Here is a 13,487-nt window from a genome sequence, read left to right as displayed (position 1 = left end):
AAAATGGTAGGTGCGAATTTATTCGCACGGAAAATGACGATGACTAAACAAAAACTCGAACTCACCTGGATCGACAAGGACAAGCGGCCTCGGCTGGAGCCGCGCATTTTGTTGGAAGACCCGGAGAAGTCGTATCACGCCAGGCACCGGCTGACGGATAACGATATTTTCGACAACCGGCTGATTTTCGGCGACAACCTGCTGGCGTTGAAGGCGCTGGAGCAGGAATTTAGCGGCAAGGTGAAGTGCGTGTTTATCGATCCGCCGTACAACACCGGTAGCGCGTTTACCCATTACGATGACGGGCTGGAGCATTCGATCTGGTTGGGCTTGATGCGCGACCGGCTGGAAGTCATCCGGCGGCTGTTGGCGGACGATGGTTCGTTGTGGATTACTATCGACGACAATGAATGCCATTATTTGAAGGTGGTGTGTGATGAGGTGTTTGGACGGGGGAATTTTGTTGCTAATGTGGTTTGGCAGAAAAAATTCTCACCACAAGCAAATAGTGTCTGGCTATCAGATAGCCATGATCATGTTTTGGTATATGCAAAGAATAAAGAAACATGGCGTCCGAATCTTTTGCCAAGAACAGAAGACGCTGATTCAAGATATTCCAATTCAGACAATGATCCTCGTGGTCCTTGGACTTCGGGAGATTTTACGATTAGTTTGACCGGTGGGCAGCGTGGAGCACAGTTTGCAAAGACAGGTTTTAGTGAAAACATTTTTGAAATTACTACTCCCTCAGGGCGAAAGTTAATGCCAACAAAAGGACGTTGTTGGGCAGCATCACCTAAGCGTTTTGAAGAGTTAAGAGCTGATAACCGAATTTGGTTTGGTGAGACAGGGAATAATGTTCCACGGATCAAAAGATTTTTATCTGAGGTACAAGAGGGAATTGTTAGCATGACAGTTTGGCTTCGCACGGAAGTTGGAGATAACCAAGATGCGAAGCGCGAAGTGGCTAAATTTAATTCAGAAGCAATATTTTCTACACCGAAGCCAGAAAGGTTGATTCAACGTATTTTGGAGCTTTCAACTAGGCAAGGCGATCTCGTCCTCGACTCTTTCGCCGGCTCCGGCACGACCGGCGCGGTCGCCCACAAAATGGGCCGTCGCTGGATCTTGGTCGAGCTGGGCGAGCACTGCCATACCCACATCATCCCACGCCTGCAAAAAGTGATTGATGGAGAGGATCAAGGTGGTATCAGCAAAGCCGTCAACTGGCAGGGCGGCGGAGGTTTCCGTTATTACAAACTGGCGCCCAGCCTGATCGTCAACGACCGCTGGGGCAATCCGGTGGTCAATCCCGACTACAACGCGGCGATGCTGGCCGAAGCGTTGTGCAAGCTGGAAGGCTTTACTTATGCGCCGTCGGAAAGCCGCTGGTGGCAGCACGGCCATTCCAGCGAGCGCGATTTCATCTACGTCACCACGCAAAACCTGTCCGCCGAGCAGTTTCAGGCACTAGCCGACGAGGTGGGCGGCGAATACAGCTTGCTGGTGTGCTGTTCGGCCTTTCGGGACGTCACTGCTGCGCAAGCCAATGAGCGTTGGCCGAATCTGACCCTGAAAAAAATCCCCAAGATGGTGTTGGCGCGTTGCGAATGGGGTCATGACGATTACAGCCTGAATGTGGCGAATTTGCCGATGGCGGTTTCGCAGCCCATGCCGGAAAGCGCAAAGCCGGATAAGACAAAAGATAAAACGCCACGCTCGGGACAAATCAGTCTTTTTGCCGAGGATGATGACTTATGATGCCGCAAGATTTGCATACAGCCAAAGACGCCGATTTACGAGCTTCACTTCAGGCGCTAAAACGTGCCACCATGCTTGCGCGCGAAATTGCCTTGGAGACGAACACGGGAATCGTCGTTGTTCGGAATAATCAAATTATCCGCCTATCTGCCCAGCAATTGCGCCGTGAACGGCAAAAGGACAACATAGCCCTGGACTTGTTCGACGGGGACGCATGAATTACGAATTGACGGTGCATGCGCAGGAAAGCTTGAATAAACGCCGCAATATTCGGCTCGAATGGTTGGAGCGCGTGCTTGAACGGCCGCAATTGATTGAAGCCGATGCCTTGGACGCCGAATTGGAGCACCGGCTCGGTAAAATCGACGAATTTGAAGGGTGGGTTCTACGTGTCATTGTCAATCCGCACGTTGAACCGGTCCGCGTGATAACCGTATTTTTTGACCGCGCCATGAGGGGTAAATTATGAAACTCAGTATCGATGAAGCAGCAGATGCCTTGCATTTGCAATTGGTGGACAGCGACGTTATCGAATCGGAAGAAGTAGCGCCCGGCGTGATTATGGATTACGACAACAACGGCGAGGTGGTCGGCATAGAAATACTGCATCTGAGCAAACGGCCGCATCCGGTCGACGTGTCGGATTTTCAGTTTCAAACACATCGTAAACCCAAAGACGAAAAACCTGACGTCCCCGTTGTCGCATGAACCGCAATCAAGCACTGTTTCTCTTGACGCAAAGCAAGCCGGCCTTGGCCGAGCGCTTCGGCGTGACCCGTTTGGCGCTTTTCGGCTCCACGGTACGGAACGCGGCGCGGAGCGGATAGCGATGTCGATATACTGGTCGAGTTTGACGGGCCGGCCACCTCCGCTCGCTATTTCGGCGTGCAGTTTTATTTGGAGGATGTCTTGGGCAGTCCGGTTGATCTGGTTACCGAAAAGGCATTACGGGCGGAATTGCGCCCGTATATTGAAAAGGAAGCGTTGTATGTCTGAGTGGAGCATTATTCAAGACGATGTACCTGATTTATTGCGGCAACTGATTTTGTTGAAGGATCGATACCAATGAATGCACGCGTTTTAAATGCCGTCACCGGCCGCTTGTCGCTGCGTCCACCGCAAGCCGAATCCTTGTCGCGCTTGGCGCGTTCGCTGGAAATGGCGCCGGAGTTGTTGCAGCACGAAAAAGACTTGCCAGCGGTGTTGTCCAGTTTGAAGTCATTGTTTCCTACGTTGGAGGATTTTGAGCGCGACTTTCCTTCGCTGTGTTTTGCGTTGGCGACCGGCGTGGGTAAAACCCGCTTGATGGGGGCGTTTATCGCCTATCTGCATCTGGCGCACGGCATCAATCACTTCTTCGTGCTGGCGCCTAACCTGACGATCTACAACAAGCTGATTGCCGATTTCACCCCGAATACGCCGAAGTACGTGTTCAAGGGCATTGGCGATTTCGCCATCAACGCGCCCCGCGTTATTACTGGCGACAATTACGACCAAGCGGGTTTCGATGCTACCCGCGATATTTTTGCCGAAATCCGCGTCAATATTTTCAACATTTCCAAAATCAATTCCGAGGTGCGCGGCGGCAAGGATCCGCGCATCAAGCGCATGAAGGAAGTGTTGGGCGGCAGTTATTTCAACTATCTGGCGAATCTGCCCGATTTGGTGTTGCTGATGGACGAGTCGCACCGCTACCGCGCCAGCGCGGGCGTGCGTTCGATCAACGAATTGAAGCCTTTATTCGGATTGGAATTGACCGCGACGCCGTTTGTGGAATCGACGCGCGGGCCGGCGCCGTTCAAAAACGTGGTGATGGATTACCCGCTGGCGCAGGCGATGGAAGACGGTTTTGTGAAAGAACCGGCGGTGGTCACGCAACGTAATTTCGATGCCAAGGCGCATACGCCGGAGGAATTGGAGAAGATCAAGTTGGAAGATGGCGTGCGTTTGCACGAAACGACTAAAGTGGAGTTGTTGACCTATGCCCGCGAAAACGGGGTAAAAGCCGTTAAGCCGTTCATGTTGGCGATTGCACGGGATACCGCCCATGCCGCGCAGCTTTTGGCGCTGCTGGAGTCCGATGCGTTTTACGAAGGCCGTTATCGCGGTAAGGTGATTCAGGTCGATTCCAGCCGCTCGGGTGCCGAAGAGGAAGCGATGATTACCCGGTTGTTGGCGGTGGAAAGCGTCGATGAGCCGACCGAAATCGTGATTCACGTGAACATGCTCAAGGAAGGCTGGGACGTGACCAATCTGTACACCATCGTGCCGCTCAGGGCAGCCAATGCGCGGACGCTGATCGAGCAATCGATCGGGCGAGGTCTGCGTCTGCCGTACGGCAAGCGTACCGGCGTGGCGGCGGTGGACCGTCTGAACATCGTCGCGCATGACAAGTTTCAGGAGATTATCGACGAGGCCAATCGCGGCGATTCGCCGATTCGACTGAAACAGTTGATTCTGGAGGCTCCGAGCGGCGACGATAAAAAAGTCAGCGTGCAAGTCGTTTCTGGCGCAATGTCTCGACTAGGGTTGGGCGCGACACTGACGGTCGCCGCTCAGGCAAGTTCCGACGATAACCCCATGGGCGCGGGCATCCGTTATGCCAGTCCAGTGCCGCTTTTTACCCGTGAGCCCGAATTGCAAGCCGTGCGTGAGGTGGTGGGTGTCATAGGTAAGTGCGAGGATTTGCTGCCGAACAGCGCGGCGTTGCTCAAGCCGGAAGTGCAACAAAAAATCTTGCTGGAAGTGGCCGAGCGGCTGAAGCCGGTGCAGTCCAGTTGGCTTGCCGAGGAAGGTTTCAATTTGGCGGACGTGGTGGCGAAAACGATCGAGGTAGTCGTCCAGCAGACCATCGATATTCCGCGCATTACCGTGGTGCCGAACGGAGAGGTCGCGACCGGTTTCCATCCGTTCAAACTCGATGTCGCGCAATTGCATCTGCAACCCGGCGAACGAGAAATAGTCGGGCAAATGCTGCGCACCAACGAACAATTCACGCTGGCGGCGGAAATCGGTTTGGTTGAACGGCGTTTGGAGGATTACATCGTTCACGCCCTGGTGGATTTTGACGACATCGATTACTTCACCCACGCCGATTTATTGTATGACCTTGCCGGTCAGATGGTGCAACACTTATCCGGTTATCTTTCCGAAGCAGAGGTGCAGAGTGTGCTGGATCGCGATCGGCGCTTGATTGCCCGTGAAATCCACGCCCAGATGATGGCGCACTTCTGGGAGGAAGCCACCGAATACGAAGTGAAAGTCAGTCGCGGCTTTACCGAGTTGAAAGCGTGTAATTACACGGCTGCCGCTGGCCGCGCCGCAATCGCTCCCGGCGATTACGCGGCGTTCATCCCATCCCTGGGGATTACCGCGCATTATTATCGCGAAACGGTAACGGAAACCGGCCGCATCAAACAAATGCTGTTCGGTGGATTCGAGCGCTGTTTATATCCGTTGCAAAAGTTCGACTCGGACACTGAGCGGCGCTTTGCCATCCTATTGGAAAGAGACGCGCTAAAGTGGTTTAAACCCGCCAAAGGCCAGTTTCAAATCTACTACAAGCTGGGAGGCGAACAGTCTGAGTACATTCCCGACTTTGTCGCGGAAACCGAAACGCAAATCTTGATGGTGGAAACCAAAGCGCGAGGCGACATCGATTCCCAAGAAGTCCAGGCTAAAGCGGCGGCAGCGGCTCGTTGGTGTCAACATGCTTCGGATCACGCCGCAGAAATGGGCGCTAAACCCTGGGCTTACCTGCTATTGCCGCATGATGAGATTGTGGAGTCTAAAAGGCTGGTGGATTTTCAGCGGTTTAAATTGGCTCAGGGTTAAGCTCGAAAACTAATTTCTGGAGTTAGCCATATCCGTTTATCATGCAAATAATCAATGGATTGTGTTTCGCAAAGCATTTTCATTTCCCGATATACAAGAAAAAAGGAGAAAGGTATCTTGAAATTATTAGTAACAGGAGCTGCCGGATTTATCGGATCCGCGCTGAGTATGAAATTGCTGGAACGGGGCGATGAAATTGTCGGCATAGATAATCTGAACGATTATTACGATGTCAATCTGAAGTTGGCGCGTTTAGAGCGATTGAAAAACTACGATCGTTTTAAGTTCATCAAGCTTGACATTGCCGACAGAAGCGAGGTTGAGAGACTTTTTGCCGAAGAGAAATTCCAAAGGGTCGTGCATTTGGCGGCTCAAGCAGGCGTCCGATATTCATTGACTAACCCGCATGCTTATATCGATTCCAATATAGCGGGATTCCTCAATATCCTGGAAGGCTGCAGACATAATGCGGTAGGGCATTTGGCTTACGCTTCGTCCAGTTCGGTGTATGGTGCCAATCTCCATATGCCTTTCTCCGTTCATGACAATGTCGATCATCCGGTTTCGCTTTATGCGGCCAGTAAAAAAGCCAACGAATTAATGGCCCATACATATAGCCATCTTTACGATCTTCCCACCACCGGGTTGCGATTTTTTACGGTTTACGGCCCCTGGGGACGGCCGGATATGTCGTTGTTTATGTTTACCCGCAATATCCTTGAGGAAAAACCGATTAACGTATTCAATCACGGCAATCACCTGCGCGATTTTACCTATATAGACGATATCATCGAAGGCGTCGTCCGTGTCATCGATAAGCCAGCACAATCCAATCCTGGTTGGAGCGGAGAAAACCCTGATCCGGGATCGAGTCTCGCGCCTTACCGGATATATAACATCGGCAATCATCATCCTGTACATCTGTTAACTTTTATTGAAACTCTGGAAAAATGTTTGGGCAAGAAAGCCGACAAGATCATGTTGCCTTTACAACCGGGGGATGTGCCCGCAACTTATGCGGATGTTTCCGATCTGGTTCAGGATTTGGGGTATAGACCCAATACGTTGCTGGAAGACGGCATTAGAAATTTTGTTGAATGGTATAAAGAGTTTTATAAAGTAAGTGCCTCGCGGTAAGTCGATTTGCGTTAAGCCAAATGCCGCTCCGGGCGGATCGAAAACAAGGCTTGCTTGTCTTCACCTCCGCCCCCGGTTCTCCCGTTCGCTGGCGCATTCTCAAGGGTTGCGCATTTGTCCGGACGCAGGAAGAGTCGGCGGTTACGCTTCGGAATTGAGGAAAGGTGCGGGAACGGTGCGATGACAGATACGGAATCCGTACGGCGTGATACCGTCGCGCCGTACGGGCCGGGTATCCGCTATACCGGGCTTCGCCCCTGAATGATGCGCAGTATGATCACTACCACCGCGATGACCAGCAGCACGTGAATGAATCCGCCCAGCGTGTAGGAAGATACCAGGCCGAGCAGCCAGAGTATGATCAAGAGGATCGCTATCGTTTCAAGCATTGCCGTTTCTCCTGTAAATGCTCCCGAACGGAAGCCGCCGCCAACAGCGGGTTGAGCTGAAAATTGCTGTTCCGTAGGGTCGTAGGATGCGGTGACGATAGGAACCGCATCAATCATGAATGATGCCAATCGCGAACGAGCGGTTCGTTCCTCACCGCATCCTACGGCCCTGTTCCGTAGCCATCGGGTTGTTGGCGAATTTTAGGTTCGACGGCAGTCAATGTCGGTACGGAGCCGAACATAAACGCATTCCGGTCAGATAAGCCCGCTATCGATGACCGGCATCACCCAATAGCGAATGCCCGCGCCGGCAAATTCTTCCCGCAGCCGCGCCAGCAACGATGACAGCACCGCTTCTTCGACATACATTTGAAACCGAAGCCGTTTTTGCCGGCCGAGAACCTGTTCGGCGAGCGACAGTCCTTCGTTGCGGTGGTCGTGGGCATAAACCGGAAAGCTGCTGAAGCCGTGCTCGGATTCGAAGGTTAAAAGGCAGTCGACGATCGCTTCTTCAAGGCCGATCGGCACGTTCAGAGTCACCAGAAATTCTTTGTCGCTCATGCATTCTCCGGGGCGCGGCCGAACCGTTTGAACAGGATCGGCAACAGGAACAGGGTCAAGAAGGTCGACGACACCAGCCCGCCGATCACCACGATCGCCAGAGGGCGCTGGATTTCGGAACCGGGTCCGGTCGCGAACAGCAGCGGAATCAGTCCGAACGCCGCGATGCCGGCGGTCATCAGCACCGGCCGCAGGCGCCGGGCGGAGCCGATCACCACGACCTCGGCAAGTCCCATCCCGGCCGCCAGGAGCTGATTGAAATAGCTGACCATCACCACCCCGTTCAGCACCGCAATGCCGAGCAGCGCGATGAAGCCGACCGAGGCGGGCACCGACAGGTATTCGCCGGAAATCCACAGGCCGAACACCCCGCCGATCATTGCCAGCGGAATGTTCGACAGCACCAGCGCGGCCTGGCGCACCGAGCCGAAGGTCGAAAACAGCAGCAGGAAGATCAGGCCCAGCGAAACCGGCACCACGACCGACAACGTCGCGGCCGCGCGCTGCTGGTTTTCGAACTGGCCGCCGAATTCGACCGTGTAGCCGGTCGGCAGTTTGACCTGTTCACTGACTTTTTGCCGGGCCTCGTCGACGAAACTGACCAGATCGCGGCCCTGCACGTTGCTGCGCACGACCGTAAAGCGTTGCCCTTTCTCCCGGCCGATCGCGACCACCCCTTCGACTTTTTCGAGTTCGGCGATGCCGGTGATCGGCACATGGCCGCCGCCCGGCAGCGCGATCTGCAGATTGTCGAAATTGGCGGTATTGCTGTCGCCGCGTAGAATTAACGGGGTGCGCTTGATGCCTTCCTGGACGATGCCGAGCTTCAGCCCTTCGATTTGCGAACGCAGCAGCTTTTCCACCGTGTCGCTGTCCAGGCCGAGCCGGCCCGCGCGCGCTTTGTCGATCCTGACCTGCAGGAACTGCATGCCGCTGTTCTGCTTGACGAACACGTCGGAAGATCCTTCGATGCCGCGCAAAATCCCGCCGATCTGTTCGGCCTTTTCGGCGAGGACGTTCAGGTCGCTGCCGAACAGCTTGACCGCCACGTCGCCGCGCGTGCCGGTCAGCATCTCCGAAACGCGCATCTCGATCGGCTGGGTAAAGCCGAACGCGATGCCGGGCGTTTCGGCCATGACCTGGCGGATTTTCTCGATCAGCGCGTCTTTGCTTTGCATCCGCCATTCGGCTTTCGGTTTCAGCACCAGGAACGTGTCGGTTTCGTTCAAACCCATCGGGTCCAGGCCGAGTTCGTCCGAGCCGACCCGGGAGACGATCGTGTCGATCTCGGGAATATGTTTCAGCAGGTTTTTCTGTACCTGTCCGTCCAGCGCGACCGACTGTTCCAGCGAAATCGACGGCAGTTTTTCGAGCTGCACGATGATGTCGCCCTCGTCCATCGTCGGCATGAAGGTGCTGCCGATCCGGGTAAAGACGAGCGCGGTTAGTACCAGCAAGATGCCCGCCGCACCGAACAGTTTTTTGGGGTTGTTCAGGCACCAGTCCAGCCGCGGCCGGTACAGTTTCAACAATTGCCTCGGCAGCCACGGTTCTTCATGGAAGACCTGTTTGAGCAGAAACGAAGAGACGACCGGAATCGCGCTGAGCGACAATACCAGCGAGCCGCTCAGCGCGAAGACGATAGTCAGCGCGACCGGGGTGAACAATTTGCCTTCGAGGCCTTGCAGCGTCAACAGCGGCAGGAACACGATGATGATGATCAGAATGCCCGACGTGACCGGCGCGGCGACTTCGCGCGCGGCGCGGTAGATCACGTGCAGCCGCGGCAGGCGGCGGGCTTTCTCGGTGTGCGCGAGATGGGTGATGATGTTTTCGACAACCACGACGGCCGCATCGACCAGCATCCCGATCGCGATCGCCAGGCCGCCGAGGCTCATCAGATTCGCCGACATGCCCATCGCATTCATTAATATAAAAGTGAACAGCGCCGCCATCGGCAACGCCAGCGCCACGGTGACCGCCGCTCTGAGGTTGCCCAGAAATGCGATCAACAGTACCACGACCAGCGCGATCGCTTCGAACAGCGCATGCAGCACCGTATCGACCGCCTTGTCGATCAGATTGCCGCGGTTGTAGAACACCTTCACGTCGACACCGGACGGAAAGCCGGGACGGATCTCGGCCAGTTTGTCCTCGATTCCTGCGATCGTTTGCCGGGCATTCGCACCGCGCAGGCTCAAGACCAGGCCGGTGACCGCTTCACCCTTGCCGTTTTTGCTGACCGCGCCGTAGCGGGTCAAGGCGCCGATTTTGACTTCGGCGACGTCGCCGACGGTAATCGGGGTGCCGTTTTTGGTATCGATCACAGTCCCGCCGAGGTCGGCGAGCGTTTTGATCCGGCCTTCGGCGCGCACGATCAAGGCTTCCTCGCCGTCGACCATTCTTCCCGCCCCGTCGTTGCGGTTGTTCGCTTCGATCGCGTGAATCAATTGGTCGATCGTGATGCCGCGCGCCGCCATCCGCATATTGTCGGGAACCACTTCGAAGCTTCTGACCAGGCCGCCGAGCGAATTCACGTCCGCGACGCCGGGTACGGTCCGCAGCGCAGGGCGGATCACCCAGTCGAGCAGGTCGCGCCGTTCCATCAGGTTCAAATCGCCGCCTTCGATCGAAAACATGTACATTTCGCCGAGCGGTGTGGTCATCGGCGCGATCCCGCCTTCGATGCCCGGCGGCAAGTCGCTCCACAGCGTGTTCAGGCGTTCGGCGATCTGCTGGCGCGCCCAGTAAATGTCGGTGCCTTCGCTGAAGTCGACGGTGATGTCGGTCAGCGCGTATTTGGCGACCGAGCGCAGCATCACTTGATGCGGGATGCCCAGCAGTTCGATTTCGATCGGCGCGGTGATGCGCGCCTCGACCTCCTCGGGGGTCATGCCGGGCGCCTTCACGATCACCTTGACCTGGGTCGGCGAGACTTCCGGAAAGGCGTCGATCGGGATATGCGTGAACGCATGGTAGCCGGCGCCCGCCAGCAGCAGCATCGACAGCAGGATCAGGATGCGCTGGCTTAGCGCGAATTGAATCAGCCGCGCCATTATTCGCCGCTCCCGAGTCCGAGCCAGTTCGCTTTCAGCGCCACCGCGCCTTTGACCGCGATCTCTTCGGTGCCGGCCAGATTGCCCGCGACGATCGAAGACTCGCCCTGCCTGCCGATCACGTCGACCGGCGCGACATCAAAGCCGCTGGCGCTCCGGATGAACAGGTACGCGCGGCCTTCGTGCTGGGCGATCGCGGTGCTCGGCACCCGGTAAGCCGGCCTTTCCGCCGTCCGGATGATCCGGATATTGATGCGCTGGCCCGGACGAATCGCGGGCTGTTTGCCCTCGATCACGGCTCTGGCCAGCACCGTTTGATTCTCCGGATTCACGTTTTGGCTGAGCAGACCGATTTTCGCCGTGGCGGCGCCGTTCTGCGGTTCGGCATTTTCAAGCTCCACGCTATCGCCGATTTTGACTTCGGCCGCGCGTTCCTGAGGAATGCTGATTTCGAGCCAGAGCTCGCTCAGATCGGCGATCCGGTACAACGGGGCCAGCACATCGACGCGCGAGCCGGCAACGGCCATGCGTTCCATCACGGTGCCGGCGATCGGCGACCGTACCTGCAGTTGGCCGCTCAGGCGATGGGTGTTTTTCAGCCGCTCGATTTCGGCATCGGTCATCCCGGCGATTTCGAGCAGTTGCCGGTGCTCGCTGGCTTCGGACGCAAAGGCGCGATACTGGCTGGCGGTTTCCTGCCAGCGGCGTTCGGGAATCACCCCTTCCTCGAACAGCTTTTTATCGCGCCGGAAGACCAATGAGCCGAGTTGTAGCGCGCTTTCCGCTTTCAGATATTCGCGCTGCAGGGTTAACAGGTCCGGGCTGTTCAATTCTGCGAGCACCTGGCCTTTTTTGACCGTTTCGCCGATCGAGGCATGCAGCCGGGTAATCAATCCGGACTGGGATGCGCTGACCAGATAGTCCTCGGAAGGCGGCACCACGACTTTGGCCGGGGCGGTCAGCAGCGGGATTTGTGTGACCGGTTCCGGTTTGCCGAGCACGACGCCCAGATTTTTTAGATGGTCGGCGGCAATCGCGATGCTGTTTTCGGCTGCCAGCACCGAAGCGGAAAAAAACAGCGTGGACGGTGCAAGCCACAAGGCGAAAACCAGCCCGCGTAGGGTACGCTGCGCGTATCTTTTTTCCGGCCGAGCAAAGACGCTGCGAAAACGGTACGCACAGCGTACCCTACAGATCGGAAGATATGGATAAAGCCGATGGTTCGGAGCGCTTTTTGATGAAGAGGCGCGGAAAAAATATTCAGGTTCCAGTTCGCTTGCGCATGCGAAACCCTTGTATCTTGTATCGTGCGCCTTGTACTCGATTCGCTTTTTCATGGCATCATTCCTACCGTCTGATTGTAAAGCGCAATATCGCGCTGCAGGATCACCGAGCGTTCCTTCGCATTCAGAATCGCCTGCTGGGTTCTGGCCTTGACTCGCAGCAAATCCATCAAATCGATTTCACCGGCCGAAAAGCTGATTTCCATCATCCGCATGTGGGCTTCGGCGACCTGTCGCATTTCTTCGGCGATTTTCAGCTCCGCCTTGTTCACTTCGAGGTTGTGTTCGGCTTCGTGATGCGCCAACTCCAGGTCCCGATAAAGCTGTTGATAATCGGCCAGCAGACGGGATTCCTCAACCTGCAGCGCGGCAATCTGCGGCTGCAGGTGCGCGCTGCCGCCGAAGGGCACCGAAACGGCGATGTTGAAGCTTTCGGTATTGTTACTGCGCGAATCGTGATCGCTCGGACGGTCGCTGTTGATGCCTACGGTCAGATCCGGCTGGCCGGAGCCGGTCAATCTCAACGCTTCGATCTGGGCTTTCTTGCGTTCGATCCGGCCGTTCAAGGCCGCCAGGGCCGGATGGATTTTTTGAATCTCGCCCAGCTCTGCCAGATTTTCGTTGAATTCAGGCGGAATGCGGGAAGTCTGGGTGATCGTCGCGTAGCGTTTGCGCGCGTGCATGAATTCCGCTTCGGCCAGGGTCAGGGCCGAACGTTTTTGCAGGAGTTCGGTTTCCGCCAGCAGCAGGTCGGCTTCAGGCAGATCGCCCAGCTCGACCCGGCGCCGGATTTTGTCGAATAACTGTCCGTAAGTGTCGACTTCGGCCAGCGCCTGCTGATGGCGGACTTTTTGCAGTTCCATGTCCCAAAGCGCGGTGCGGATCAGGCCGGCGACGCGCAGGCGGACTGCCTTCGATTGCGATTCGGCGTCTGCTTGCGCGCGGTCGGCCAGGCTGCGTTCCGCATCGCGCTGGCCGGGGTTCCACAAAGGCACCTGTACGATCGCGTCGATATAGTGCAGCGTGCCGCTGGTCGCTTCCTGATACGCCAGTCCCGCCCGCGCGGCTCCGGATGTCCAGCTTTTGCTGCGCTCCAGAATCGCCGCCGCTTCCGCTTCCTGCGCGGCGAGCCAGGCGGAGTCGGGATATTTTTCCAGCGTCAGGTCGATCACTTGGGTCAGATTCAAGGTGGGATCGACTTCGATCGGATCGAAATGGTCGATAGTCGGTTGAATGTTCCGATGGAATTCCGGCGGCCGGGCGATATCTTCCGCCTGCGTAGCGAAAGACAATAGAGCCGCGCCCAGAGCTGCGGCAGCGCGGCCGGACGGATAAAGATTCAATGCATTCATAGGTTCAATGCTCAATGCGGCGGCAGCGCCGCTCCGGATGAGGCAGGCAGTGACGCGCGACCGCGCGCGAATGCGCGGCGAGCGTCTAAACCTGGCGACTTAAACTTCCGATTA

At 56.2% G+C, this 13,487-nt stretch carries 13 protein-coding genes; 8 read left to right on the top strand and 5 right to left on the bottom strand.

Features of this window, described 5'->3' with window-relative positions:
* Positions 1-39: 39 nt before the first annotated feature.
* The 8 genes from METAL_RS16380 to METAL_RS16350 all read left to right on the top strand — a co-directional run bounded on the left by METAL_RS16380 (position 40) and on the right by METAL_RS16350 (position 6,732).
* Positions 40-1,761, top strand: coding sequence for a site-specific DNA-methyltransferase (locus tag METAL_RS16380; protein ID WP_005374082.1), 1,722 nt, complete (start codon positions 40-42; stop codon positions 1,759-1,761).
* The gene (locus METAL_RS16375; RefSeq protein ID WP_005374081.1) at positions 1,758-1,979 is read left to right on the top strand and encodes a hypothetical protein; all 222 of its coding nucleotides are present in this window, start codon (positions 1,758-1,760) and stop codon (positions 1,977-1,979) included. The genes METAL_RS16380 and METAL_RS16375 overlap by 4 nt, the downstream gene beginning before the upstream one ends.
* Positions 1,976-2,230, top strand: a complete 255-nt coding sequence (locus tag METAL_RS16370; RefSeq protein ID WP_005374079.1) for a DUF4258 domain-containing protein — start codon at positions 1,976-1,978, stop codon at positions 2,228-2,230. Before METAL_RS16375 ends, METAL_RS16370 begins: the two co-directional genes overlap by 4 nt.
* Entirely contained in the window at positions 2,227-2,469 is a 243-nt protein-coding gene (locus METAL_RS16365) for a DUF2283 domain-containing protein (protein WP_005374078.1), read from the top strand. The genes METAL_RS16370 and METAL_RS16365 overlap by 4 nt, the downstream gene beginning before the upstream one ends.
* Positions 2,466-2,588 carry a hypothetical protein gene (locus tag METAL_RS21880; protein WP_281023968.1) on the top strand — a complete coding sequence of 41 codons (123 nt, stop codon included), beginning with the start codon at positions 2,466-2,468 and terminating at the stop codon, positions 2,586-2,588. Before METAL_RS16365 ends, METAL_RS21880 begins: the two co-directional genes overlap by 4 nt.
* A 10-nt stretch (positions 2,589-2,598) precedes the next feature.
* Positions 2,599-2,757 (top strand): nucleotidyltransferase family protein, encoded by a 159-nt coding sequence (locus METAL_RS21690; RefSeq protein ID WP_342633144.1) that lies wholly within the window; start codon positions 2,599-2,601, stop codon positions 2,755-2,757.
* 69 nt (positions 2,758-2,826) lie between these two features.
* A complete protein-coding gene (locus tag METAL_RS16355; RefSeq protein ID WP_005374074.1) occupies positions 2,827-5,595 on the top strand; it encodes a DEAD/DEAH box helicase in 2,769 nt (922 codons plus the stop codon).
* Between the two features lie 117 nt (positions 5,596-5,712).
* Positions 5,713-6,732: an NAD-dependent epimerase gene (locus METAL_RS16350; protein WP_005374072.1), complete on the top strand. Its 1,020-nt coding sequence runs from the start codon at positions 5,713-5,715 to the stop codon at positions 6,730-6,732.
* 239 nt (positions 6,733-6,971) lie between these two features.
* Here METAL_RS16350 and METAL_RS21175 read toward each other — a convergent pair whose 3' ends face one another.
* The 5 genes from METAL_RS21175 to METAL_RS16325 form a co-directional block, all read right to left on the bottom strand.
* Positions 6,972-7,121, bottom strand: a complete 150-nt coding sequence (locus METAL_RS21175) for a lmo0937 family membrane protein (RefSeq protein WP_005374070.1) — start codon at positions 7,119-7,121, stop codon at positions 6,972-6,974.
* A 255-nt stretch (positions 7,122-7,376) separates the two neighbouring features.
* Positions 7,377-7,682: a DUF3240 family protein gene (locus tag METAL_RS16340; RefSeq protein WP_005374068.1), complete on the bottom strand. Its 306-nt coding sequence runs from the start codon at positions 7,680-7,682 to the stop codon at positions 7,377-7,379.
* The gene (locus tag METAL_RS16335; RefSeq protein ID WP_005374067.1) at positions 7,679-10,738 is read right to left on the bottom strand and encodes an efflux RND transporter permease subunit; all 3,060 of its coding nucleotides are present in this window, start codon (positions 10,736-10,738) and stop codon (positions 7,679-7,681) included. Before METAL_RS16335 ends, METAL_RS16340 begins: the two co-directional genes overlap by 4 nt.
* Positions 10,738-12,075 carry an efflux RND transporter periplasmic adaptor subunit gene (locus tag METAL_RS16330; protein WP_005374065.1) on the bottom strand — a complete coding sequence of 446 codons (1,338 nt, stop codon included), beginning with the start codon at positions 12,073-12,075 and terminating at the stop codon, positions 10,738-10,740. Before METAL_RS16330 ends, METAL_RS16335 begins: the two co-directional genes overlap by 1 nt.
* Positions 12,072-13,373, bottom strand: coding sequence for a TolC family protein (locus tag METAL_RS16325; protein WP_005374064.1), 1,302 nt, complete (start codon positions 13,371-13,373; stop codon positions 12,072-12,074). The genes METAL_RS16330 and METAL_RS16325 overlap by 4 nt, the downstream gene beginning before the upstream one ends.
* Positions 13,374-13,487: the final 114 nt, after the last annotated feature.

This window comes from Methylomicrobium album BG8, assembly GCF_000214275.2.
Lineage (GTDB): Bacteria > Pseudomonadota > Gammaproteobacteria > Methylococcales > Methylomonadaceae > Methylomicrobium > Methylomicrobium agile.
The sequence above is the reverse complement of the archived record's forward strand: the minus strand, read 5'-3'. Positions and strand labels throughout refer to the sequence as shown.

Excerpts from the sequence above, each read along its gene's own strand:
- METAL_RS16355 (WP_005374074.1), top strand. The coding sequence starts at position 2,827 with ATGAATGCACGCGTTTTAAATGCCGTCACCGGCCGCTTGTCGCTGCGT.
- METAL_RS16335 (WP_005374067.1), bottom strand. The coding sequence starts at position 10,738 with ATGGCGCGGCTGATTCAATTCGCGCTAAGCCAGCGCATCCTGATCCTG.
- METAL_RS16380 (WP_005374082.1), top strand. The coding sequence starts at position 40 with ATGACTAAACAAAAACTCGAACTCACCTGGATCGACAAGGACAAGCGG.
- METAL_RS16340 (WP_005374068.1), bottom strand. The coding sequence starts at position 7,682 with ATGAGCGACAAAGAATTTCTGGTGACTCTGAACGTGCCGATCGGCCTT.
- METAL_RS16370 (WP_005374079.1), top strand. The coding sequence starts at position 1,976 with ATGAATTACGAATTGACGGTGCATGCGCAGGAAAGCTTGAATAAACGC.
- METAL_RS16330 (WP_005374065.1), bottom strand. The coding sequence starts at position 12,075 with ATGAAAAAGCGAATCGAGTACAAGGCGCACGATACAAGATACAAGGGT.
- METAL_RS21880 (WP_281023968.1), top strand. The coding sequence starts at position 2,466 with ATGAACCGCAATCAAGCACTGTTTCTCTTGACGCAAAGCAAGCCGGCC.
- METAL_RS16325 (WP_005374064.1), bottom strand. The coding sequence starts at position 13,373 with ATGAATGCATTGAATCTTTATCCGTCCGGCCGCGCTGCCGCAGCTCTG.
- METAL_RS16375 (WP_005374081.1), top strand. The coding sequence starts at position 1,758 with ATGATGCCGCAAGATTTGCATACAGCCAAAGACGCCGATTTACGAGCT.
- METAL_RS21175 (WP_005374070.1), bottom strand. The coding sequence starts at position 7,121 with ATGCTTGAAACGATAGCGATCCTCTTGATCATACTCTGGCTGCTCGGC.
- METAL_RS16365 (WP_005374078.1), top strand. The coding sequence starts at position 2,227 with ATGAAACTCAGTATCGATGAAGCAGCAGATGCCTTGCATTTGCAATTG.